Genomic DNA, 21,720 nt, shown 5'->3' on the forward strand with positions numbered 1-21,720 from the left:
AAAGACTCCAGGGCGGCGGGCGTGGCCAACGGAGCTCACCGCTTTCGGATAACTATAGTGTACGAGAGTTGTTGGCGGAAAGGTGATCCGTCGCATGGCACCGGGCGTGTCGCCCCCCTCGCAGGGCGCAAGAACACGAAGCTGAAGCGGGCGAACGAGACCCGCAAAACGGGCCGGCACGCCTGCCGCCCGCGAAACCGACAGCCCCAGGACAAGGCCGAGTTGTGCTTCACCCCGACCTACGCCTCGTGAGCGAACCCGATCGAGGCGCACTTCGGACCGTTGCGGCAGTTCACCTGCGCCGACGCAACGCCAACGCCCGCCACCGCGACGTTCTGGCCGCCGAACACAAGGAACGCGCCCGCATACGAAGCGAGCAAGGCATCCGCGTCTACACCTCTCCGCGGAGGAACAGGCGAGGCAAGCCTTCGAGAACCTGACTCAAGCACAAGCCGAAGCGGCTTCCGAGGGCTCGCCGCCGGCAACACGTTCGACCTCCGCAACGCCGACAACCAGCGACTGCGGACACGCCGCGTCACCACCCGCCGAGGCCGCGGACCGGCGGACACCCCGGGCCTCACGCTCAGCTTCGACCTGCCGAGGAAGGGACTGGAGGTCACGGCGGGCGCCCTGCTCATCCCTCGCCCCGCGCGCTCGTACATGCCTGGCGCGCGAGGCCCGCCCACACACGGCATCCAGGTCAGGCCAGAACCAGAACGCACGATTCTGTGACATCCGTCACGACGGAACCGGGACCTAGGCGTGCCCGATAGTAGAGGCCGCTCTGGCGATATATGAGATTTATCCGACTTGGTGCGCGCATGCGTCGCGCCTGAATTCACGACCCTCCGCCCGCGAGCCGCCTTCATCCGTTCTGTTGCACATGTAGGGATTGTGACGGGGCGACAGATTTTCACAGAGGCCCCGGAAATCGGATCAGCGCGCCCCACTCCCCTCACAAGGGCCGCCCGAGCCTACGAAGCGAGCTAGTACCGAGGCCCTTTGCGCTCCATGTGAAGGCGTCCTAAGAATGACGACCCGCAGGACGCCGCCACAGCTCAGGAGCCGGTTACGCATGGGTAAACATCGTAAGAACACGCATTACCGGCGGATAGTCACGGCTGCCGTCGCCGTGGGCGCCGTGGGCATACCGTCCGCTGCCATGGCCTGTGCCAACTGGCCCGACAGCGGCGGACACCGGTCCAACAGCGCCGAGACCAGCGCAACGAAGGACTCGTGGAACGACGCGAACTGGGGCCGCCCCTGGAACGCCAACCAGGCCGGCGAGCCCTCGTGGACGGCATCGGCGGCGCAGAGCGCCACGAAGACTCCGAGCGCCTCCGCGAGCGCCACGAAGCCTCCTCACGCCCCTGCGAGCGCCGGGAAGACCACCGCGCCGAAGCCGAAGGCCACAGCGCCTGGGCACACCGCACGGACCACCGCGCCCAAGCCCAGCACCACCGCGTCGCCCAGCACCCGGAACACCACCACCACCACCGCTTCCGCGGCCCCCAAGCCGTCGAACACCCAGAAGGCCACCGCCACGGCGTCCGGAGCCGTCGCTCGCATCGTGGAACTCGTCAATGCCGAGCGCAGCAAGGTCGGCTGTTCGGCCCTCAGCCTGAACACGACCCTGTCCAAGGTCGCACAGGCACACAGTGAGGACATGGCGCTTCACCAGAACATGTCGCACTTCGGGTCCGACGGCTCCTCCCCCGGAGACCGGATCACCAGTGCCGGGTACACCTGGAGCGCCTACGGCGAGAACGTGGCCTACGGTTACGCCTCTCCCGAGCAGGTCATGGCCGGCTGGATGGCCAGCCCTGGCCACAGGGCCAACATCCTCAACTGCACGTTCAAGGAGATCGGCGTCGGTCTCGCACAGCCCAACAGCTACTGGACCCAGGACTTCGGCACCGCCCGTTGACCGGGTGCCGCCTGCCGTCGCCGTAGTTCCCCGCCGAGTCGCCTCCGGCAAACCCATGAAATGTCAGTGGCACGAGATATCGCCCTCGCACGCTGAGGTGAGGGGGACGCCCCATGGCGAGAATCGCCTGCGCGCAGGAGCTACGAGAGTACGGGCGGTCTTTGTGGAGGGGACGCGGTCGGAGCGGGAGCGGCGGTGGGCACCGCAGGTGAATGGCGTGGGCGGCGGTCCCTACTACGAGCTGATCGCCCGGCACAGCGGCCGGTGCATCGAAGTGTCCGACAACTCGGCCGCCGACAACGCCATCGCCATCCAATACACCTGCGCCGGCGGCCTCAACCAGCAGTGGCGGCTGCAGGACGCGGGAGGCGGGTACGTGCGCGTCCTCGGCCGGCACAGCGGCAAGTAACTGGACGTCGCGAACGCGTTCACCGCCAACGGCGTCCGGCTCATCCAGTGGGCTTGCGGGACCGGCACCAACCAGCAGTTCCAACGGGTGACCGCCTGACCGGGGACGTCGCTTCGAGGTCCTGGTCGTCGGCGAACTCCACGGGGCAGGGCGAGAACGGGTGGAGCGCGTCCTCGCCCACCGGCGCACCGAGATCCGCGCTCTCGTGCAACGCCTGCCCGCCGAAGCCCGCGCTGCTCTCGTTCCCGCCCTGAGGGCGCTGACCGAGGCCGCCGACGAGATGGCCGTGGACCCCTTCGACGAAGTTCGCCGCGTTCACGGCCTCATCGACGACCCGCTCGACCCGGCCCCGCCGGATTCACCCCAGGGAGGCCGCCGTCACCCGAAGGGCGGAACAGTCTGACGCCGGCGGTGGCGGTGTGTGTCCCTGCGGCGCGGCGGTCTGTCGCGAACACACACATGAGAGCCACACCCTGACTCAGGACGTCGTCGGGACCGACCGCGTCCCGCCCTGACCGCCATGCCTGCTCGACGTTCAGCCCTGCCGGCCTCGCCCGGTGAGCATGTCGCGGACGCGGTCGACCATCCCGGCTCCCGGTGCGAGGAGTTTGTTGAGCGGCGGTGTGTCCGGTGCCGCCGGGTGGGGACGGGTGGGAGCGGTCTTCTTCGCGGCCCGGACCTTGTCGCCCAGCTCATTGAGCGACTCGGCCGGGCATGCCTCGGCGAGCAGTGGAAAGAGACGGTTCTCCTCGTCCCTCACGTGTGCCGTGACCGATGACTTCAGCTGGTTGATGAGCAGGTCGAACCGTGCGTCAGCGGGCTGACAGTCCTCCAGTTCCTTCAGCATTCGCTCGACCTCGCTGTGGTCGGCGATCTCCTTGTCGGCGAGATCGTCACCATCGTCGACGTACCGGCGGACCACCGGGTACAGGTGCTGCTCCTCGGCCACCGAGTGCCGGACCAGCTCCATCGTCAACTGGTCGGCGAGGGCACGGCGCGCGTCGGCGTCCGCCGTCTGACTTCCGATCTGCTCGAAAAGCGCTTCGACCTCGCGGTGATCGGCCATGAGTTCCTGGATGACGTTTCCTTCATGTCCCATGACGGGGCACTCCTCTCGGTGCACAGCCTTCGGTGGTGTCGGTGGTCCTGGACGCCCGGCTCGGCGCAGCGCTCAGAGGCCATACGTCCCACTCGAACGCCAAGGCTTCACCGCCACGGCATGCCACCACCCGGACGGCCGAGCGAACCGGGCCCCGCCGGGTGCCGGGCCCCGGTCGGAGGGTGCTGCGCCACGCGCCCTGGGACCCTGCGCCTGCCTGTCACAGGCTCGTCAGGATCTGGGGCGAGAGGACTTTGATCACGGTGTTGGTCCAGCGCATCTGTCGCAGGGTCTGCGGGTGGCACGCGGAGGCCAGGGCGAGGAGTCCGTCGTCCTTGGTGGCCTGCGCGGCCTGGGCGAGCATCTCCCAGTGGAGCGAGTTCTCGGTGGCGTCCAGGTGCAGTTCCCGCAGGTCACGCAGGAGCAGCAGGCCCGTTTCGGGGCGGTGGCCGACGGCTTCGGCGGCTTTCTCCCGGAGCGTGGACAGGACGCCGGGGGTGGGTGCGCCGTGGAGGTCGAGGTCATGGGTGTGGGCGGTGTCGGCCAGGCGCTGGACGTGTTCGCGGGACCAGGCGGCGAGGTCGGTGGCGACGTGGTGGATCTCGTGGTCGGTGCGGTGGCGTTCGGCCACGGTCGTCAGGTGCCGGGCGAGGTGTTTCTCGCCGTGGCGCAGAGTGCGGGGCAGGGCGGCCGTCTCCGCGTTCCACGAGGTGCAGCGCGGCTGCGGCGGTCTTGAACAGCGGCTGTTTGGAGGCAGGGTCACAGTCGGTGACGGTCGTCTCGTTCACGGCACGCGCGGGCGTGTCGCCGTCGGGGCGGTGTCCGGCCTCGGTGTCCCAGTAGCCGTAGTGGAAGGAAACGAACAGCAGTCCCGGCCGGATGTCGGTCACCCGCAGCCGGCCGCGCAGGGCGCTGACCTCGACCAGCCCGTGGTCAGCTGGAACGGATACTGCTCGTCGGGCATCTCGTGCGGCGGCACATAAGCGGCCGCCTTGATCACTGCCTTGCCGTCCGGGTTGAGGGAGCGGTACTCGACCACGTCGTCCGTCGCGCCGGTCGCCAGGTCCTTGCCGTAGCTCTCGCAGACGTCGGGGTGCGCCCAGCTGATCCCGTCGGTGTAGAGGCGTTGTGTGCCTTGCGGGGCCTGTTCGTTGCACGGCCACTGGATCCCCCTTGCCCCGCGCAGCCTGTCGTAGGTGAGGCCGGTGTAGTCGCAGGGCCGGCCTGCGCTGCACGTGCACGGTGCGGTCGGCATTGGTGAACGTGCCGGTCTTCTCGCCCCAGGTCGCGGCAGGCAGGACCACGTCGGCGAGCTGTGCGGTCTCGGTCAGGAACAGGTCCTGTACGACCGTGAAGAGGCGGTCCTGTCCGAGGATCGAGCGGATCCGGGACAGTTCCGGGAGCGACACCGCGGGGTTGGTGCCGCTGATCCACAGCATGCGGATCGAGCCCTGTTCGGCGTAGCGGAACATCTGCATGGCGTGAGTGGGCGGGGCGTAGTGCGAGATCGTCTTCGGGTCTACGTTCCACACCTTCGCCAAGTCGGCGACATGGCACTGGCGGAGTGTCGGTATTCGAGAGCTGCAGTATTCGCCCGCGGTGGGCCAAGCGCACTGGATGCCGAGCAGGTCCACGATGACCATGGGCGGCAGGGCGGCCAGGGCGTCCATCATGGATGGGTGTTCCGCGCTGCGCGGGCGGGCAGACCGTGATGTCTCAGTCTGCCGGCAAGGCCGAGGGGGTTGCGCGGGTGTCCAGGACTGCGACCGGGCAAGAGGTATCTACGCCCGGCCGTGTTGCTGTGCCAGGGGCTGACAGTGTGCGGCAGACATGTGAGGCGCCCCCCACTCTCTCCGGGTTCACGTACGCGCCGTAGCTCGCGGACCTGTCGGACAGATGGCGCGGCGCATCGACCGCGACGACGACAACGGCGCGTTCCAGGACGCGACCCGCGGGCTGGGTCGACCGCGACCGGTGCGTATGGGCTCCGTCAGGGCTTGGGCAGCTGCGGGCCGGGCACCTGGGGTGCCGCAGGTACTGGCCGCCACCACACGCGCAGGGTGAAGGTCTCGGAGCCCGGGGTGCCGGCCATGTTGCAGGCGTCCATCATGTGCGCGATCCGTGCCCACAGTTTCACCGCTGATCAACCTCCGCGGCGGCCGCAGCGAGTCCCTCCCCCGGCGGTGCCGTGCTGGAGGTGTCACCTGATGACCACCAGGTGACCGCTGTTCGCACGGCACTTTGTCGGAGTCCAGGGAATGCTTGGAGAGCGTCATCGCGAGCGATCAGCCGCCGACACGCCGCGCCAACCGCACACGAAGGAATCTCACGCCATGACCGCGACCGCGCCCAAGGCTCCCACCGCACCAGGGGTGCGGTCCTGGTGGGGCATCCCGTACGCCACCGCCGAGCGGTACCGCCGCCCTGTGGTCGCGGATTTCGATCCGGAGCGCCCCTATGACCGCAAGGGTGTCGTCTCTGTCCAGCCCGATGCCGGCGACTGGCTCGAAGCGGACAGCGGGATGGGCGAGGACTGCCTGAATCTGAACGTGTGGGCTCCGGAGCAGCCGGCCGGGAAGGCGCTTCCGGTGGCCGTGTACATCCATGGTGGCGGATTCGAGTACGGCGCGAACACGCAGATCACCTCGAACGCCGCCGGTCTCGCCGCGTCGGGGCGGGTGGTGAGCATCTCGGTCAACTACAGGCTCGGCGCCCTGGGCGCGCTTTCGCTGTCGCAGTACGGCGGGCGGCTCGCCGAGGCCAGCAACCTGGGTCTGCAGGACGTCATCGCCGCGCTCACCTGGGTCGGGCAGAACATCGCCTCCTTCGGTGGCGACCCGGATGAGGTGACCGTCTTCGGCCACAGTGCCGGCGCCTACTCCACTCTCGGGCTGCTCGGGGCGTCCTCCGCGGACGGCCTGTACCGGCGGCTGGCCGGGTTCTCCGGCGCGCCCTCGCGTCTCGTCCCGGCCTGGTGGGCCGAGGAGCTCGCGGAGCGGTTTGTCACCGAACTCGGTGTCGCGGGCAACCCCGACAAGCTGATTGATCTCGACGCGGCGTCCCTGATGGCCGCCCTGCGCAAGGTCTGTCCGACGGACCTGGGAGTCCGTGGCGGGATGGACAACAAGAGTCTCGGTGTCGTCCTGGACGCCGGACAGCCCGGCGGGGTGCTGCACGAGCACCCCCTGGACGTCCTGGCCTCGGGCTCGCACCGGGACATCGACGTCCTTTTGAGCACGGCCAGCGACGAGATGGGCTGGTGGGTGGCGAACGACCTCGACCGGTTCGACCCGCACACCGTCGAGCGCGTCACCGACGAGTTCGCGGGGTGGCGCATTCCCCGCTCCCGCGCCAGGAAGATCGTCGACATCTACGACCAGGGCGGCCGCACCCCTGCCGAGGTCCGCGCCGCGTCCCTGACGGACTACATCTTCACGCTCCCCGCGGCCCGTGGCGCGCTGGCCCACGCCGCCGCCGGCGGCAACGCCCATCTCCTCGCGATCGGGCCCGCCGAGGGCGCGCCCGCCGTGCACGGCACCGAGATGTACGCCCTGGTCGGCCAGGAAAAGCCGGGACGCAGCCCCGAACAGGCCGACCGTGACACGCGTATCCGCGACATCGTCCTCGACTTCGTCACCGGTGAACGGACCCGCCTGTGGCCCGCCGTCACGGACCGGCCCACCTCGGGAAGTGTCGGCAACCTTCCCTACGAGCCCAGCGCCCACTACCAGGAGGTCCTCGACCTGTTCGAGAACATCGCCCGCCCCTGACGGTCACCAAGTGACCCGGAAACAGCGCACCAGGGGGCGAACAGAGTAAGGAGCTCGACATGAGCCAACCGTCAGCAGGCGGTGACGCCGCACGGGGGACGATGCGGGCCGTCGTCGTCGCCCGGCCCGGCGGCCTCGACGCACTTCAGATCAAGGATGTGCCGGTGCCCGTCCGCAGGCCCGGCTGGGTGCGGATCAGGGTGAAGGCGTTCGGCGTCAACGAGTCCGAGGTCACCACCCGCAAGGGAGAGTCGGACGGGGAGGTCACCTACCCGCGTGTGCCCGGCATCGAGGGCGTCGGCGTGGTCGATGAGGCCGACGAGGACAGCGGGCTGCGGCCGGGACAGCAGGTGGCCACGATGATGGGCGGCATGGGCCGCTCGTACGACGGCGCGTACGCCCAGTACGTGAGCGTCCCAGCCGGGCAGGTCATCCCGTTCGAGTCCGGTCTGCCGTTGGAGGTCGTCGGTGCGCTGCCGGAGATGTTCCAGACCGCCTACGGATCGCTGACCACCGGCCTGGACCTCAAGGCCGGGCAGACGCTGCTGATCCGCGGCGGCACCTCGACGGTCGGGCTGAGCGCGGCCACGATCGCGAAGGACCTCGGAGCCACCGTGCTGTCCACCACCCGCAGCCCGGCACGGGCCGGGGAATTGCGGGCCGCAGGCGTCGACCACCCCCTCCTCGACAGCGGCACGATCGTCGACCAGGTGCGCGAGCTGATGCCGGAGGGTGTCGACACCGTACTGGAGCTGGTGGGCTGCTCGGTCCTCGCCGACACCCTCCGCACCGTCCGCCGGCACGGCACTGTCTGCTTCACCGGAGCCCTGGCGGGCCAGTGGACGATCCCCGATTTCAGCCCGTTCATGATCCCGGGCGGGGTGCGGCTCACGTCCTACGGCGGTCAGGCAGCCGACCTCCCGGCCGATGTCTTCGCCCACCAGCTCCAGGCCATCGCCGCAGGACGCCTCAACGTCCCGGTCGCGAAGGTCTACCACGGCCTGGAACAGGTCCGTGACGCCCAGGCCGACGTCGAGTCCGGCACCACGCCGGGCAAGCACGTCGTCGTCCTGGACTACTGAGCCCGGATCCCTCGACTTCATCGGCAAGGGCGGTCGGCGCCGTTTGAGGAATGTTCGAGGAGGGTGGCCGCCGGTCCGGGGGACGTCAGTGCGCTCGGGGGAAAAGCCGTTCGACAGCAGTCACCACCGCGGCGCGGCGGGCGGCGGTGGTGGGGTCCACGGCGTGTGCGGCAGCGGCCTCGCTGAGTTCGGGTTGCGACGCCCAGGTCATGGCGATCTGGTTGACCAGGGCGAGGACATCGGGCGGATCCCAGGCGGGGTCAAGCTGTCCGGCTTGCTGCGCCTGGCGGAGCTGGTCGATTTTGCGGGCGATCACTGCCTGGTCGGGATCGTCGGCAATGGCTCTGGTGCCCGGCAGCTCGAGGCGGCCCCAGGTGATCAGGCGGTGGTGGTCTGGACGGGCGACGAAGTAGTCGAACAGGCGGCCCGCGTAGCCAGGCAGGTCGGACGCGTCCATCTGGGTGGCCTCGGCGATGACGACGTACTCCCGTGCAGCGACAGCCGAATAGAGCGCGTCTTTGCCGCGGAAGTAGGCATAGACGCGTTCTTTGCTGGTCCTGGCGAGCTTGGCGATCCGGTCCACACGGGCCCCGGCAATGCCGTGGCGGGCGAACTCCTCCATGGCAGCGGCAAGGATGCGCTCGCGCGTGGTGTCACCGCCCGCGGCGGCTCCTGCGGGCGCTGCGGTCTGGCCGGAATCGCGGGACTGGGACATAGCCCCAGGATAGAGCACCGAACCGTTTGGTTTGGCATCCGGGCGGTCGGCGCGTAGGGTCAAACGGAACAGTTCGGTTTGGCCTCCGCGGGTGAAGCCGGCGAACCACTGAGGGAGTGAACTCATGCAGCATCGCAATCTGGGCTCTCAGGGCCTGCGCGTCTCGGCGCTCGGCCTGGGGACTATGGGCATGTCCATGGCCTACGGCGCCTCGAACGACGACGAGGGCATCGCGACCATCCGCCGCGCCCACGAACTCGGGATCGACTTCTTCGACACCGCCGAGCTGTACGGCGCCGGTACCGGCAGCAACGAGATCCTCCTGGGCAAGGCAGTCAAGAACTTCCGCGACGAGGTGGTCCTCGCCACCAAGTTCGGCTTCGACATGACCGCCCCGGCGCTCAGCCCCGCCTTCAACAGCCGCCCGGAAAACATCCGCAAGGTCGCCGAGAACAGCCTGCGCTACCTGCAGAGCGACCACATCGACCTCTTCTACCAGCACATCTCCGACCCGGACGCTCCGGTCGAGGAGGTCGCCGGCGTGGTCGGCGAACTGATCGCCGAAGGCAAGGTGAAGTACTTCGGCCTGAGCAACGTCGGCCCCCAGTACATCCGCCGCGCCCACGCCGTCACCCCCGTCTCCGTGCTCCAGTACGAGTACTCGCTCTTCGAGCGGGAGGTAGAGGAGAAGATCCTTCCCGTCCTGCGGGAACTCGGCATCGGCCTGGTGCCCTACTCCCCGCTCGGCCGGGGCTTCCTCACCGGCCAGGTCAAGCCCGCCAGCGAGTACCCCGCGGACGACATGCGCAGCTGGGACGAGCGTTGGCAGGGCGAGAACTACACGTACAACCTGCACGCCACCGAACAGCTCAAGAACCTGGCCGACACCAAGGGCATCACCACCGCCCAGCTCGCGCTGGCCTGGCTGCTCGCCCAGGGCGAGGACATCGCGCCCATCCCCGGCACCCGCAGCACCAAGCGCCTCGAGGAGAACGCCGGCGCCACCGACGTCCAGCTCTCGGCCGCCGACCTGGCCCGCATCGCCGAGATCCTTCCCCACGGCTCGGCAGGCAGCCGCCTCCCGGCCGCGGTACTGTCCAGCTTCACCACAGACTGACCGCGCCGGGAGCCATCTCCTCCTGACGGGCAAGAGGCCTGCGCCGCGTTTCCGTCACGCGTCGGTCCTGGCTGCGCGGGCCGCGAAGGCGGCCGGGGTGAGGCCGGTGCGGTCGCGGAAGAAGCGGCCGAAGTTCGCGGGGTCGGTGAAGCCGAGGTGGACGGCCACGGCCCGGGCATCCCACCGGGCTGCTCCCAGCAGGCGCCGGGCTTCCAGGAGGCGCCTCTCGTCGATGAGTTCACGTACTCCCTTGCCGGCGGCATCCTGGGCGGCGCGGCTGAGGGTGCGGACCGAGCAGCCGAGCAACTCGGCGTAGTCCGCGGCCTGGTGCAGCTCGCGAAAGTGCAGCTCCAAGGCGTCCAGGAAGCGTCGGTATCTGTCGGCGCGGCCCGCGCCGGCCGTGGCCGTCCCGGTGGGGGCGATGCCCGGGGAGTTGGCCAGGCGCAGCAGCAGTGATTCGAGCAGGCTGCGCCGCAGCGCGTGGTGGATGTCGAGAGGGCGGCGCCCCAGTGCGCGGTGTTCGTCCAGGAGTTGGAGTGCCGTCTGCTGGAGCCAGGCGGTGTCGTCGGGGTGCGGGCTGAGCACGGCAGGTGCCCCGTGCGCGGTGAGCGGGGCCAGGAGACGGGTGAGGTCGGGCCGCAGTACGTCCGGTTCGAACAGGATGAACGGGCCGCGGGCCGCGCCGGGCGGATGCCAGCACTGCGCGTGCCCGGGACGCACCCAAAGCCACTGGCCTGGGGTGACGGTCCGCGTGACGTGGTCGACGTCGTGCCGCAGCTCACCCTCGGTGACCGCGATGAGGTAGTGGAAGGTGGCACGGCCCGGACGGGGCGGGTTCCACGGCCAGTCGTCGTGGTGGGCGAAGAAGTCCTCGACGGTGCTCACCTCGAGGCCGTAGGGGGTACCGACCGGGGGCTGGAAACCGAACAGCGGAACCACAGCCGGACCGGCCGCGGTTCCACTCGGGCCGGGGTGTCGCTTGTCGACCATCACGTGTCCGCAGCCTACCGCCCTTCTGGGCGGCTGCGGCGCAAGGATGGGACGAGCCACCGCGCCCGCGCGGCGCGCCCTCCGCATTCCTCGATGCCACAGTCCGTCACCACCTGAGGAAGGCAACGCCCCATGAACGGATCGGCCCTGCACAAGACCGCCGCCGAATGCGCGGAGGAACTCCCGGGATCCCAGCTGGAGCACCCCTTCGGCCCCGACTGGGAGGTCTACAAGGTGCGCGGCAAGGTGTTCATGCTGATGACGGAAGTCCCGGGGCGGCCCGTCGTGATCCTCAAGGCGGACCCCGGAGAGGCCCACGCCCTGCGGGAGCAGTACAGCCACATCACCCCCGGCTATCACATGAACAAGAAGCACTGGATCACCGTGGAGGGCGGAGAAGGCGTCGACAAGGAGCTCGTCCGGGAGCTCGTCACCGACTCCTACCTGCTCGTCGTCGCCCAGCTACCCAAGGCCGAGCGGCCCGTCGACCCGCACACCTATTGCACCGGCACGCGGGCGGCCCGGTGAGCGCGGCCGGTGACCGGCTCCAGGACATCGCCCGCCAGGCGGCCCTGTCCCTCCCCGACGTCAGCCACGGCTACCCCTTCGCTCCGGGACTCGACGTATACAAGGTCGCCGGCAAGGTGTTCCTGATCGTCACCGACGACCCGGACGACCAGATCATCACGGTCAAGTGCGAGCCCGAGCACGCGCGGGCACTGGAGCGTGGCCACGCCTCGATCACGCCGGGCCGCTACCTCGACAAGCGCCACTGGATCTCACTGGGGCCGGGACCCGGCGTCACCGAACGGCTGATCACCGACGCGGTCGAGGATTCCTACAACCTGGCCGCCGAGCAGTTGCCGAGAGGCAACCGCCCCAGAGCCCGATGAGCCCCGCGAGATTCCTGCGGGGCCGCCGGGCTCGGGAAGACACCATCGCCCGACTCCTCACCGACGACCGCGAGATGGCATTCAAGCCGGTGCCGGCCACCTTCCCCGGCTCAGCAGAACCGCCCCCGGCCTCGATGGTAAGTGGATCGACTTGCCATGAGCGAGGCGCGGGGGCTACCTTTTTGAAGGTGAGTCCATCGACTTACCTTACTTCTCGGCGAGGAACAATCACCATGAATCGTCTTGCGGGCAAGCGCGCCCTCATCACCGGCGGCACGAGCGGCATCGGTCTGGAGACCGCGCAGCGTTTTGTCGCGGAAGGGGCCGACGTGCTGGTCACGGGCGTCACCCCGGCCAGCATCGACAGGGCGCGGCAGATCCTCGGGGACAAGGTTCCGGTCGTACAGGCCGACGCACGCGATCTCAATGCGCAGCGCGGCCTGGCCAAGCAGGTGCGCGAGCACTTCGGGCAGCTGGACGTGGCGTTCCTGAACGCCGGCGTCTCGGACTGGCGGCCGTTCGAGGACCACACGGAAGACAGCTACGACCGGCTCTTCGACATCAACGTCAAGAGCGTCTTCTTCCTGACGCAGGCATTGGTGCCGGTGCTGGCCGACTCGTCCTCGGTCATCCTCAACGCGTCCAACAGCGCGCACGGCGGATACGGGAATTCGAACGCCTACGCCGCGACGAAGGCGGCTGTCTCCTCCCTGATGCGGTCGTGGAACGCGGACCTGCTCAGGTCGCACGGCATCCGGTTCAACGCGGTCAGCCCCGGCCCGGTGAACACCCCGCTGTACTCCGCCGCCAAGCTCGGGATCGAGGACCTCGCGCAGCAGACGGCGGTTCTGGAGACGATCAGCTCCGGCATCCCGCTGGAACGCATGGGCATGCCCGGGGAGATCGCGGAAGCCGTCGTGTACCTGGCCTCCGACGCCTCGGCCTTCGTTGTGGGCCAGGACCTTATCCTGGACGGCGGCCAGACCGTCCTCTGACAGCGGGGACGCGGCCGGGGACGGGCGAGAGGCGTGGGTATGTCGGTGGCGGACCGAGCACAAACCGGTGACGACACGTGCCGAACCGGGTATCACGCGCAGATCAAAGAGGAGAACCGCGCGCGCATCATCCGTGCCGCCCGCGACCTCTTCCTCGCCCGGGGATACGACAAGACCTCCCTCGCCCAGATCGCCAGGGAGGCCCGCGTCTCCACCGGCACCCTCTTCAAGCGGTACCCCTCCAAGGCCGCGTTGTTCGCGGCCGTCACCTCCGAACAGTGGCAGCTGGACATGGAGTACGCCGCACCGCCCCCGCCCGGTGACCCGCGGTACGGTCTGGACCACATCGGCCGCGACTACGCCTGCCTGGTCGCGCGGCCCGGCACAGCAGCGCTGTGCCGCCTCATCATTACCGAACTGCCCCAGATGCCCGAACTCGCCGACATCGTCGGCACCGGGTTCGCCATCGACCGCGGGCCCTTCTTCGACCGGCTCCGCGACTACCTGGACGCCGAAGCACAGGCCGGCACACTCGACTTCCGTTCGGCCGACGGACGGCCACAGTCGGCATCCGCGGTGGCAGAGCAGTTCCTCGGCATGATCTGCAGCCAGTTCCTGTGGCCTCAACTCGTACGGACCGACTTCGTCCCGCCCAACCCCACCGACGCCGCGATCGTGGACGAAGCCGTCGCCCTCATGCTCACCCGCTACAGCACCGGATCCTGATCCCCGGACCAGCCGGGTCGCTGATCGCCTATGCACAAGGGTGCTTCACTTCAGCGACGACACGTATTCGGACCAGTTTGCGCCGGCGAGGGTGGCCCAGCGTTCGGCTGTCTTGGGGTGGATGCCGAGCAGGTCAGCGATGACCATGGGCGGCAGGTCGGCCAGGGCGTCCATCATGGCTGTGTTCCGAGCTGCGCGGGCGGGCAGACCATGGTGTCTCAGGGTGTCGGCGAGGCCGAGGGGGTTACGCGAGCGTCCAGGGCTTTGGCCGGGCAAGAGGTATCTACGTCCGGCCGTGGTGCTGTGCCGGAGCTGATCGTCAATGAGACGGGCGAGTTTCGGCGGGAGCACGAAGGGGTGCTGGTTGACCGCCAGGTAGGTGTGCTCCTGGTCGCGGCTGATGTGGTCCTCGGTGAGCTCGACGATCCGGGTCAAGGGAAGGGCGTAGAGACGGACGAGAGCAGCTGCCACGCGGACGTCCAAGGGCAACGCCGAGTCGTTCAGGCAGCGCACCAGCTCGTCTCGGGCTTCGTCCTCGGCTTGGAAGTGACCGGGGAGTTGAGAGGCTGCACGCTCGATGCGCAGATCGGCCGGGCAGAGGTGTCGGGCGGTGCTCCAGCGGAGGAAGGGAATGGAACGGGTGCGCAGGGTTGGCCTCTCGGACGCCCAGGTATCCAGATGCGGTTGCTGAATTCGACGAAGGCTCAGATGCTGCGAGTCGAGCCAGTTCAGGAAGTCGATGGCTGCAGCCACGTTGCCGCAGTCCCCTTTGTACGCGGCGTAGGTGTAACGGCCGCGGGCTGACCGTCGGCGGGCGTCGCGGATGATGTGCCATTCGGCGAACGGACGGATGAGATTGGCATGCCGCGCTGGGAGTCCGGCTACGGTCCGGGCTACCCAGTTGGTGAGCAGAGCGAGGTTCTCATCGCGTGACGGCCCAGCAGTTCCCGCGAGCGGTCGACGATGCGCTCCTTCGCCGTGCCCCAGTCGCACTGCACCAGACGACCTCCCTCGCGGACCAGCGGCCTCGTCAGCCGGTCCGGTGAGGCATCGGCCTGCCAGCCGAAAAGGTCCTTCGGCCCCAGCCGGCCACGGTTGACACGGTCGTCCGCCCGCCCGCGCACCTCTGCCATGCGCCCGTCCATGACCGCGATGTCCATGGCATCACCGTCGGAATGCAGGACCGACGCGGCCTGCACCCAGCGCTGCACCTGGCCGGGTTCGACACCCGCCATGAGATACGTGTCCACGCGCTCGGGCCACGGCTCGTCTCGGCCGTACGGGGTAAGGCTGCCCCAAGGCTGCGCGATCCGGTCCACCGAAGCGTCCATGTCAGCCTCCCAGCGACCACGGCGACAACCTGGCGCGCCGCCCGTCATCGGTACCCCCTGGTGCTGCCGCTCAACACCCCTACCTGGCGATCTCCCCCTGGGTCGTCGGGTTCAACGGAAGCAGCACGCTGACCGTGAACAACCTCGTCACGGGCATCGCCCTCGCGGTACTGGCCCTCGGCTTCGGATGGGTCTACGAGCGCACCTACGGAATGGGCTGGGTCGCGGCCGCGATCGGCGTCTGGACGATCATCGCTCCATGGGCCGTCTCCGGCGCCCCTGATACGACGAAGGTCGTCGTCGGCAACGTCATCACCGGAGCGGTGGCCATTGTGCTGGGGCTGACAACGATGGTGCTGGAGCGCATGCAGCGCACCTGAGACACCGAGGCCGGCCGGGCGGTCAGCAGTCGATCGGGGGGAGAGGGGAGTCGTCGAGGCTTGTCGCCAGCCACTGCTCGACGGCGGTGATGTGGACGGTCGCGGCGGAGGCTGCCAGCAGCGCATCGCGTGCCTGGAGAGCGCGCAGGATCTCCTCGTGGTCCTGGTGGGCGCTTTCCAGGGCGTCACGCGTGCGGCTGCCTCTGACGATGCGAACCCGCTGGGTGCGGGTGGAGAGCACCTGGAGCAGCATCGAGAGGACCGGGTTGGCCACGGCTTCGACGATGCGCAGGTGGAAGGCGATGTCGTGGGCGACGAACTCGTCGACCGTGGCGGCGGAGCGGCACCGGTCGAGGATGTCGCGGAGTTCCTGGAGGTCCCGCGGCTGCAGTACGGCCGCGGCCAGCCCGGTCGCCTGGGATTCGAGGAATCTGCGCACCTGGAGCAGTTGCAGGGCGGTGCGCCCCTGGGAGACGTCGGCGGCGAAGGACAGCGTCTCGAGCAGGAGGTGGGGCTCCAGGCTGGAGACATAGGTGCCGTCGCCCTGCCGGGCGACCAGGATCCGCATCGCGGTCAGTGCCCGGACGGCTTCACGCAGCGAATTGCGGGACAGGCCGAGCTGTCCGGCGAGGAGGTCCTCCCTGGGCAGGCGGGAGCCGGGCGCGAGTTCGCCGGCGACGATCATCGCCTTGATCTTGTCCATCGCCTCGTCGGTCAGTGCCACGAGGGTGCCTCTCTGTGCGGAGTGCGTGGGGGGCCTTCGGGCTCCGCCCGGTGCACCTGAGGGCGCCGGGCGGAGCCGCCGTGAGCCGGCGTCTACTCCTGCTTCTCGCCGGAGGCGAAGCGGGAGATGATCAGCGCGACGATGATGATCGCGCCGTTGAGGAACTGGTTCCACAGCGGCGGCACCCCCGCCAGCGTCATCACGTTGACGACCAGCTGCAGGGTGAGCACACCGGTGAGGGCGCCGAACACGGAGCCCTTGCCGCCGTTGAGACTGACCCCGCCGATGACGGTCGCCGCGAAGACCTGGAAGATCCAGCCGCTGCCCTGGGTGGCGGAGATGGAACCGTAGTGACCGCTGTAGAGGATGCCCGCGAACGCGGCCAGCAGGCTGCCGATGATGAGGACGACCCAGACGATCCGGTCGACGCGGATGCCCGCGGTGCGCGCCGCCTCCGCGTTGCCGCCGATCGCGTACAGCGCCCGTCCGTGCCGCAGCCAGGCCAGCGCGCTGCCGCCGATCGCGAAGAGCAGCCCGCACACCCAGATCGCGGCGGGCATCCCCAGCCAGGACGCCTTGCCCAGGTAGGTGAAGGAAGAGGGCAGTTCGACGATGGACTGGCCCTCGGACAGGGCGACTTGGAGGCCGCGCAGCATGGTCAGGGCGCCGAGGGTGACGATGAAGCCGTTGAGCCGCAGCTTGAGGATGAGGAAGCCGTTGACGGCGCCGATCGCCGCGCCCACCAGCAGGCAGAGCGGGACCGCCATCCATTCGGGAAACAGACCGAGGCCCGTGAAGCGCCCGCCGCTGGAGGGCAGTACGAGCCACACGGCAATGACCGGAGCGACGCCGATGGTCGACTCCAGGGACAGGTCCATCCGCCCGCTGATGAGGATGAAGGTGGTGGCGAGCACGAGCAGGCTCAGCTCGGTGGACTGCTGGGCCACGCCGATGAGGTTGTCGGCGGTGAGGAAGGCCGGCGAGACGATGAACCCGATCAGCATCAGGACCAGGATCGCCGGGACGAGGGACAGCTCACGGAAGCGGCCGAGGTCGACCCGGCGGCGGGCGGTGTCCGCGGTGGCCGGCTCCGCCGCGCTCGCGGTGGACTCGGTGAGATCTGTGGTGGCGGACATGACTACCTTCCGTGCTCGTCGGTGCCGGATGCGATGGATGCGGTGGTGGTGCCGACGCCTTCCATGGCGGCGACGACGTGTTCGTCCTTCCAGCCGCCGGCGAACTCGGCGACCGCCCGGCCGTGGAACATGACGACGACCCGGTCGCAGACCCTGAGGTCGTCGAGTTCGTCGGAGACGATCAGCGCGGCCTTGCCCCCGTCGGCGATCTGCCGGATCCTGCCGAGCAGGAACTCCTTGGACTTGACGTCCACGCCGTTGGTGGGGCGGATGGCCACCAGGACGTGGGGGTCGGTGGCCAGGGCGCGGGCGACGACGACCTTCTGCTGGTTGCCGCCGGACAGGGCGGACACCGGGGTGGCGGCCCCCGGCGTCTTGATGTCGAGGTCCCGGATCATGCGCCCGGCGAAGGCCCTGGTCCGCGCCGGCAGCACGGTGCCGAACGGGCCGAGCTGGTCGGTGACGGTGAGGGTGGCGTTCTCCGCCACGCTGCGGTTGTTGACCAGCCCCTGGAGGTGGCGGTCCTCGGGGACGAACCCGACCCCGGCGGCGAGGGCGGACGGCACACTGCCGGTGCGCACGTTCCTGCCGCCTACCGAGATCCTGCCGTCCTCGGCCCGGTGGAGACCGGCGACCGCCTCGCCCACCTGCACGTTGCCGCTGGCCGTCGCTCCGGCGAGGCCGACCACCTCACCGGAGCGGACCGACAGGGACAGGTCCTGGCAGGCGCCGGACAGCGTCAGGCCGTCGATCGCCAGCAGCTCCGCGCCACCGGTCCGCGCCGTCGAGGGCCCGCTCACGACGGCGCTGCCCGAGGAGGCGGACTCCCCCGTCATCGCCTCCACCAGGTCCTGGTGGCCCAGTTCGGCCACGGGCGCGGTCAGGATGTGGGCCGCGTCGCGGTAGACCGTGACCGTGCTGCAGAGGTCGTACACCTCTTGCAGGTGGTGGGAGATGAACAGGAAGGCGACCCCCTGGTCCCGGAGGTCCCGGAGCTTGTCGAAGAGGCGGCCGATGCCGCGGGCGTCGAGCTTCGCGGTCGGCTCGTCGAGGATGATGAAGCGGGCGCCGAAGGACAGCGCGCGGGCGATCTCCACGAACTGCCGCTGCTCGACCGTCAGGTCCTTCGCCCGCGCGGCCGGGTCGACAGCCACCCCGTACTCACCGAGCAACTCCTCGGCGCGCAGGCGGAGTTGCTTCCAGCGGATGGGCTGTGCCGCTCCGACGCTCTGCCGGTTCAGGAAGAGGTTCTCGGCGACGGTCAGCTCACCGATGATCGTGGAGCGCTGGTAGACGCAGGCGACGCGGGAACGCCAGGCGTCGATGTCGCCGAAGGCGGGTGCCGCCTCGCCGGAGAAGCGCAGGGAACCGGTGTCGGGCTGCTGGAGACCGGTGAGGATGGACACGAGCGTCGACTTGCCGGCGCCGTTGCGTCCCACCAGGGCGTGCGACTCGCCCGCTGCGATGGTGATGCGTGCGTCGCGCAGAGCGACGGTCGCGCCGAACCGTTTGCTGATGCCGGTCGCCTCGGCCACCGGGGCCGGGCGCTCGGAGCCGGTCGCCGGGGCGGTCGCGGTGTCCGCCATGGGGATACCGTCCTTCGTGTGCGGAGGTGGGGCGGGGAACGCGGGTGTGACGCGCTGGGGAGAGAGGGGACAGCCCGTCTCTCCGCACCGCGGGCGTGAGCTGCCGGCCGTCAGCCGACGTTGTTGCCCCACAGGGTCTTGTCGTCCACGTTGTCCTTGGTGACCAGCGGCGCCGGCAGCTGGTCCTCCAGGCCGTTCGGGATCTTGACGATGGTGGAGCCGTGGTCGGTCGCACCCGGCTTGAAGGTCTTGCCCTCGGCGGCGGCCTTCGCGTAGTACAGCGCGTACTTGGCGTAGAGGTCGGCGGGCTGGGAGACGGTGGCGTCGATCTGGCCCTTGCGGATGGCGTCGAACTCCTGCGGGATGCCGTCGTTGGAGATGATCGAGATGTGCCCCGGCTGGCCGGCCGGCTTGAGCAGCTTCTTCTGCTCCAGCAGTGCGAGGGTGGGCTGCAGGAAGACGCCGCCGGCCTGCATGTAGATGCCGTTCAGGTCCGGGTGCTGGGCCAGCAGCGACTGCAGCTTGGCGGAGGCCACGTCGCCCTTCCAGTCGGTGGGCAGCTCGAACACCTTGATGCCGGGGAACTTCTGCTTCATGCACGCGGCGAACGCCTCGGAGCGGTCGCGCCCGTTGATGGAGTCCAGGGCGCCCTGCAGCTCGGCCACCTTGCCCTTCCCGCCCAGCTGCTTGCCGAGGAACTCGCACGCCTTCGTGCCGTACGCCCGGTTGTCGGCGCGGACCACCATGTAGACGTCGCCCTTGTCGGGACGGGTGTCGACACTGACCACCGGGATCTTCTTCGACGCCAGGGTGTCCAGCGTGGAGGCGATGGCACCGGTGTCCTGCGGCGCCATGACGACCGCCTTGGCACCCGTGTTCTCGAACACCTGCACATTGGCCACCAGCTTGGTGACGTCGTTCTGCGAGTTGCTCAGCGGCAGCGCGTTGACGCCGTCCGACTTGATGTCCTTCTTCAGGTACTGGGCGTAGGAGTTCCAGAAGTCGGAGTCGGAACGCGGCAGGTCGATCCCGATGGCCGGCTTGTCACTGCCGGAGCCGACCGCGTCGGCACTCTCACGGTTGCACGCGGTGGCGAGCGACATCGCCGCGAGGACGGCAGTGACGGCTGCGGCGGTGGAGCGGGTGCGAGCGAGCTTCATGACCGTGTTCTCTCTTCAGGCAGGGCGGGGAGCCGCCGGGCGACGGTGGAGGATGGCGTACTCGCCTGCGGGGGAAGGACGAGGCGGCCGGCCGGGCAGGCCGCGGATCCGGCACAGAGCACATGCGGACCGCGTCTGACGGGGGCGTGAGTGAGGGTCAGCCAGAGCGACGTAGGGGACCGAACGGCCGCACGGTGTGAGTCGTACACGGACACCGGATCGTGCGGCCATTCCTCCGATGTATCTCGGACGTCGAGGACGTTACGACGGCGTTGCCGAAGTTGACAAGAGTCAGCCCCCACGGATTTGCGGGACATCGGACCATGGGACACCACGGGCCCGCCCAGGCGTCCTCGGCCGCCTGCCATACCCACTTCCCACCTGGACTTATATCGATTCGCCGGGGCTCGGGCCACGAAGCGACAACGGCTCACAATTCGGCAACGGCGCCCATCCGGGACGCTCGGCGGTGGCTCTCCAGGAGGGCACGAGGGAGCGTCTCACCCCTCCGAGACCAGGAGATCCATCAGACACACCCTGCCCTCATCAGGGAAGACGACTGCGTGAGCACCCTCCGGATTCATCGGAGGAAGGAGTTGCATCCGGCCCTGCCCCACGGCCACAGCTGCACATTTCGACCACTCGGACGAGGCGGAACCACCGCGACGGTCACATACATCCGAGGTCTCCATTGTCAGTCGGCCCTTCTGCGTCTACAGTCACCGTGCCGCCATACCTCCGATGACTGCGGTGGGCGCAGATGGCGGCGCAGCCCGTACGGCCGATCACCCCCTCAACGAACCACCCATGGCAAGGGAGCTGTCCAGTGAAACTGCTACGAGTCGGCGCGCCCGGCGAGGAGCGGCCCGCCGTCCGCACCGACGACGGTCGGCTGCTGGACCTGTCCTCCGTGGCCTCCGACATCGACGGCGTCTTCCTCGCCGGCAACGGTGTCGACCGGGCCCGTGCGGCGGTCGCGGCGGGCGAGCTGCCCGAACTGGACCCGGACGGTCTGCGGATCGGCGCACCGGTCGCCCGTCCCGGAAAGATCGTCTGCGTCGGCCTGAACTACCGCGACCACGCCGCCGAGACCGGCGCGCCGATCCCGCCACGTCCGGTGGTGTTCATGAAGGACCCGGGCACGGTGGTCGGCCCGTACGACGAGGTGCTCGTCCCGCGCGGCTCGGTGAAGACCGACTGGGAGGTCGAGCTCGCGGTCGTCATCGGCCGCCGGGCCCGCTACCTCGACGGACCGCGGGCCGCGCGTGACGTGATCGCGGGGTACGCGATCAGTCATGACGTCTCGGAGCGCGAGTTCCAGCTGGAGTACTCACCTCAGTGGGACCTCGGCAAGTCCTGCGAGACCTTCAACCCGCTCGGACCGTGGCTGGTGACCGCCGACGAGGTCGGCGATCCGCAGGATCTCGGGCTGCACCTGAGCGTCAACGGCGTGCAGCGGCAGGACGGCCACACCAGCGACATGATCTTCCCCGTGGACCACATCGTGTCCTACCTGAGCCAGTACATGGTTCTCGAGCCGGGCGACGTGATCAACACCGGTACGCCCGCAGGCGTGGCCCTCGGCCTGCCCGGCACGCCCTTCCTCCGCCCCGGCGACACCGTCGAGCTGTCCGTCGACGGGCTCGGCAGCCAGCGCCAGACCTTCGGCCAAGCGTGAAA

Annotated in this window: 22 protein-coding genes and 2 pseudogenes; 12 read left to right on the top strand and 12 right to left on the bottom strand. The window is 69.2% G+C overall.

Going from position 1 to position 21,720, the window contains the following annotated elements; all coding sequences use genetic code 11:
- The first annotated feature begins 1,075 nt into the window (after positions 1-1,075).
- From B5557_RS03865 to B5557_RS03875, 3 genes are all read left to right on the top strand, one after another.
- Positions 1,076-1,927 carry a CAP domain-containing protein gene (locus B5557_RS03865; RefSeq protein WP_079657779.1) on the top strand — a complete coding sequence of 284 codons (852 nt, stop codon included), beginning with the start codon at positions 1,076-1,078 and terminating at the stop codon, positions 1,925-1,927.
- A 217-nt stretch (positions 1,928-2,144) separates the two neighbouring features.
- A complete protein-coding gene (locus tag B5557_RS44765) occupies positions 2,145-2,336 on the top strand; it encodes an RICIN domain-containing protein (protein ID WP_231976246.1) in 192 nt (63 codons plus the stop codon).
- A gap of 160 nt (positions 2,337-2,496) precedes the next feature.
- On the top strand, positions 2,497-2,739 hold the full coding sequence (locus B5557_RS03875) for a hypothetical protein (protein WP_180291467.1): 243 nt from the start codon (positions 2,497-2,499) through the stop codon (positions 2,737-2,739).
- 132 nt (positions 2,740-2,871) lie between these two features.
- Here the strand turns inward: B5557_RS03875 and B5557_RS03880 are convergent, their stop codons facing one another.
- The 4 genes and pseudogenes from B5557_RS03880 to B5557_RS43510 all read right to left on the bottom strand — a co-directional run bounded on the left by B5557_RS03880 (position 2,872) and on the right by B5557_RS43510 (position 5,572).
- On the bottom strand, positions 2,872-3,435 hold the full coding sequence (locus B5557_RS03880) for a hemerythrin domain-containing protein (RefSeq protein WP_079657780.1): 564 nt from the start codon (positions 3,433-3,435) through the stop codon (positions 2,872-2,874).
- Positions 3,436-3,655: 220 nt separating this feature from the next.
- Positions 3,656-4,120, bottom strand: coding sequence for a hypothetical protein (locus B5557_RS03885; RefSeq protein ID WP_443031382.1), 465 nt, complete (start codon positions 4,118-4,120; stop codon positions 3,656-3,658).
- Positions 4,050-4,988, bottom strand: a pseudogene (locus B5557_RS03890) (molybdopterin oxidoreductase family protein); the annotation flags it as partial. The gene B5557_RS03885 and the pseudogene B5557_RS03890, both read right to left, overlap by 71 nt.
- Positions 4,989-5,425: 437 nt before the next feature.
- Positions 5,426-5,572, bottom strand: coding sequence for a hypothetical protein (locus B5557_RS43510; RefSeq protein ID WP_159424323.1), 147 nt, complete (start codon positions 5,570-5,572; stop codon positions 5,426-5,428).
- Between the two features lie 196 nt (positions 5,573-5,768).
- Between B5557_RS43510 and B5557_RS03895 the strand changes: the two genes are divergently transcribed.
- Together B5557_RS03895 and B5557_RS03900 are read left to right on the top strand one after the other, a co-directional pair.
- Positions 5,769-7,205, top strand: coding sequence for a carboxylesterase family protein (locus B5557_RS03895; RefSeq protein ID WP_079657782.1), 1,437 nt, complete (start codon positions 5,769-5,771; stop codon positions 7,203-7,205).
- Positions 7,206-7,264: 59 nt separating this feature from the next.
- On the top strand, positions 7,265-8,287 hold the full coding sequence (locus B5557_RS03900) for an alcohol dehydrogenase catalytic domain-containing protein (RefSeq protein ID WP_079657783.1): 1,023 nt from the start codon (positions 7,265-7,267) through the stop codon (positions 8,285-8,287).
- Between the two features lie 85 nt (positions 8,288-8,372).
- On the opposite strand, the gene B5557_RS03905 is transcribed toward B5557_RS03900, so the two are convergent.
- On the bottom strand, positions 8,373-9,002 hold the full coding sequence (locus B5557_RS03905; protein WP_079657784.1) for a TetR family transcriptional regulator: 630 nt from the start codon (positions 9,000-9,002) through the stop codon (positions 8,373-8,375).
- A 124-nt stretch (positions 9,003-9,126) separates the two neighbouring features.
- On the opposite strand from B5557_RS03905, the gene B5557_RS03910 reads away from it, so the two are divergent.
- Positions 9,127-10,119 carry an aldo/keto reductase gene (locus tag B5557_RS03910; RefSeq protein WP_079657785.1) on the top strand — a complete coding sequence of 331 codons (993 nt, stop codon included), beginning with the start codon at positions 9,127-9,129 and terminating at the stop codon, positions 10,117-10,119.
- A gap of 54 nt (positions 10,120-10,173) precedes the next feature.
- On the opposite strand, the gene B5557_RS03915 is transcribed toward B5557_RS03910, so the two are convergent.
- Positions 10,174-11,004, bottom strand: a complete 831-nt coding sequence (locus B5557_RS03915) for a helix-turn-helix domain-containing protein (RefSeq protein WP_231976247.1) — start codon at positions 11,002-11,004, stop codon at positions 10,174-10,176.
- 237 nt (positions 11,005-11,241) lie between these two features.
- Here B5557_RS03915 and B5557_RS03920 point away from each other — a divergent pair, with 237 nt between their 5' ends.
- The 4 genes from B5557_RS03920 to B5557_RS03935 all read left to right on the top strand — a co-directional run bounded on the left by B5557_RS03920 (position 11,242) and on the right by B5557_RS03935 (position 13,723).
- Positions 11,242-11,637, top strand: coding sequence for an MmcQ/YjbR family DNA-binding protein (locus tag B5557_RS03920; RefSeq protein ID WP_079657787.1), 396 nt, complete (start codon positions 11,242-11,244; stop codon positions 11,635-11,637).
- Positions 11,634-12,002 (top strand): MmcQ/YjbR family DNA-binding protein, encoded by a 369-nt coding sequence (locus B5557_RS03925; RefSeq protein ID WP_079664577.1) that lies wholly within the window; start codon positions 11,634-11,636, stop codon positions 12,000-12,002. The genes B5557_RS03920 and B5557_RS03925 overlap by 4 nt, the downstream gene beginning before the upstream one ends.
- A 233-nt stretch (positions 12,003-12,235) precedes the next feature.
- Positions 12,236-12,997, top strand: coding sequence for an SDR family oxidoreductase (locus B5557_RS03930; protein WP_079657788.1), 762 nt, complete (start codon positions 12,236-12,238; stop codon positions 12,995-12,997).
- 39 nt (positions 12,998-13,036) lie between these two features.
- Entirely contained in the window at positions 13,037-13,723 is a 687-nt protein-coding gene (locus B5557_RS03935; RefSeq protein ID WP_079657789.1) for a TetR/AcrR family transcriptional regulator, read from the top strand.
- A gap of 45 nt (positions 13,724-13,768) precedes the next feature.
- On the opposite strand, the gene B5557_RS03940 is transcribed toward B5557_RS03935, so the two are convergent.
- Positions 13,769-14,476 (bottom strand): hypothetical protein, encoded by a 708-nt coding sequence (locus tag B5557_RS03940; protein ID WP_079657790.1) that lies wholly within the window; start codon positions 14,474-14,476, stop codon positions 13,769-13,771.
- Between the two features lie 185 nt (positions 14,477-14,661).
- Positions 14,662-15,054 (bottom strand): annotated as a pseudogene (locus B5557_RS03945) (nitrate reductase); the annotation flags it as partial.
- An 89-nt stretch (positions 15,055-15,143) separates the two neighbouring features.
- Here B5557_RS03945 and B5557_RS03950 point away from each other — a divergent pair.
- The gene (locus tag B5557_RS03950; protein ID WP_331716854.1) at positions 15,144-15,434 is read left to right on the top strand and encodes an SPW repeat protein; all 291 of its coding nucleotides are present in this window, start codon (positions 15,144-15,146) and stop codon (positions 15,432-15,434) included.
- 22 nt (positions 15,435-15,456) lie between these two features.
- Here the strand turns inward: B5557_RS03950 and B5557_RS03955 are convergent, their stop codons facing one another.
- The 4 genes from B5557_RS03955 to B5557_RS03970 all read right to left on the bottom strand — a co-directional run bounded on the left by B5557_RS03955 (position 15,457) and on the right by B5557_RS03970 (position 20,040).
- The gene (locus B5557_RS03955) at positions 15,457-16,158 is read right to left on the bottom strand and encodes a FadR/GntR family transcriptional regulator (protein WP_079657793.1); all 702 of its coding nucleotides are present in this window, start codon (positions 16,156-16,158) and stop codon (positions 15,457-15,459) included.
- Between the two features lie 92 nt (positions 16,159-16,250).
- Complete coding sequence (locus tag B5557_RS03960) at positions 16,251-17,294, bottom strand: ABC transporter permease (RefSeq protein ID WP_079657794.1); 1,044 nt, start codon at positions 17,292-17,294, stop codon at positions 16,251-16,253.
- Positions 17,295-17,296: 2 nt separating this feature from the next.
- A complete protein-coding gene (locus B5557_RS03965; RefSeq protein ID WP_079657795.1) occupies positions 17,297-18,880 on the bottom strand; it encodes a sugar ABC transporter ATP-binding protein in 1,584 nt (527 codons plus the stop codon).
- 110 nt (positions 18,881-18,990) lie between these two features.
- A complete protein-coding gene (locus B5557_RS03970; RefSeq protein ID WP_079657796.1) occupies positions 18,991-20,040 on the bottom strand; it encodes a sugar ABC transporter substrate-binding protein in 1,050 nt (349 codons plus the stop codon).
- A gap of 826 nt (positions 20,041-20,866) precedes the next feature.
- Here B5557_RS03970 and B5557_RS03975 point away from each other — a divergent pair.
- Positions 20,867-21,718, top strand: coding sequence for a fumarylacetoacetate hydrolase family protein (locus B5557_RS03975; protein ID WP_079657797.1), 852 nt, complete (start codon positions 20,867-20,869; stop codon positions 21,716-21,718).
- Positions 21,719-21,720 lie beyond the last annotated feature (2 nt).

It is taken from the genome of Streptomyces sp. 3214.6 (assembly GCF_900129855.1).
In the GTDB taxonomy this organism is placed as follows: Bacteria; Actinomycetota; Actinomycetes; order Streptomycetales; family Streptomycetaceae; genus Streptomyces; species Streptomyces soliscabiei.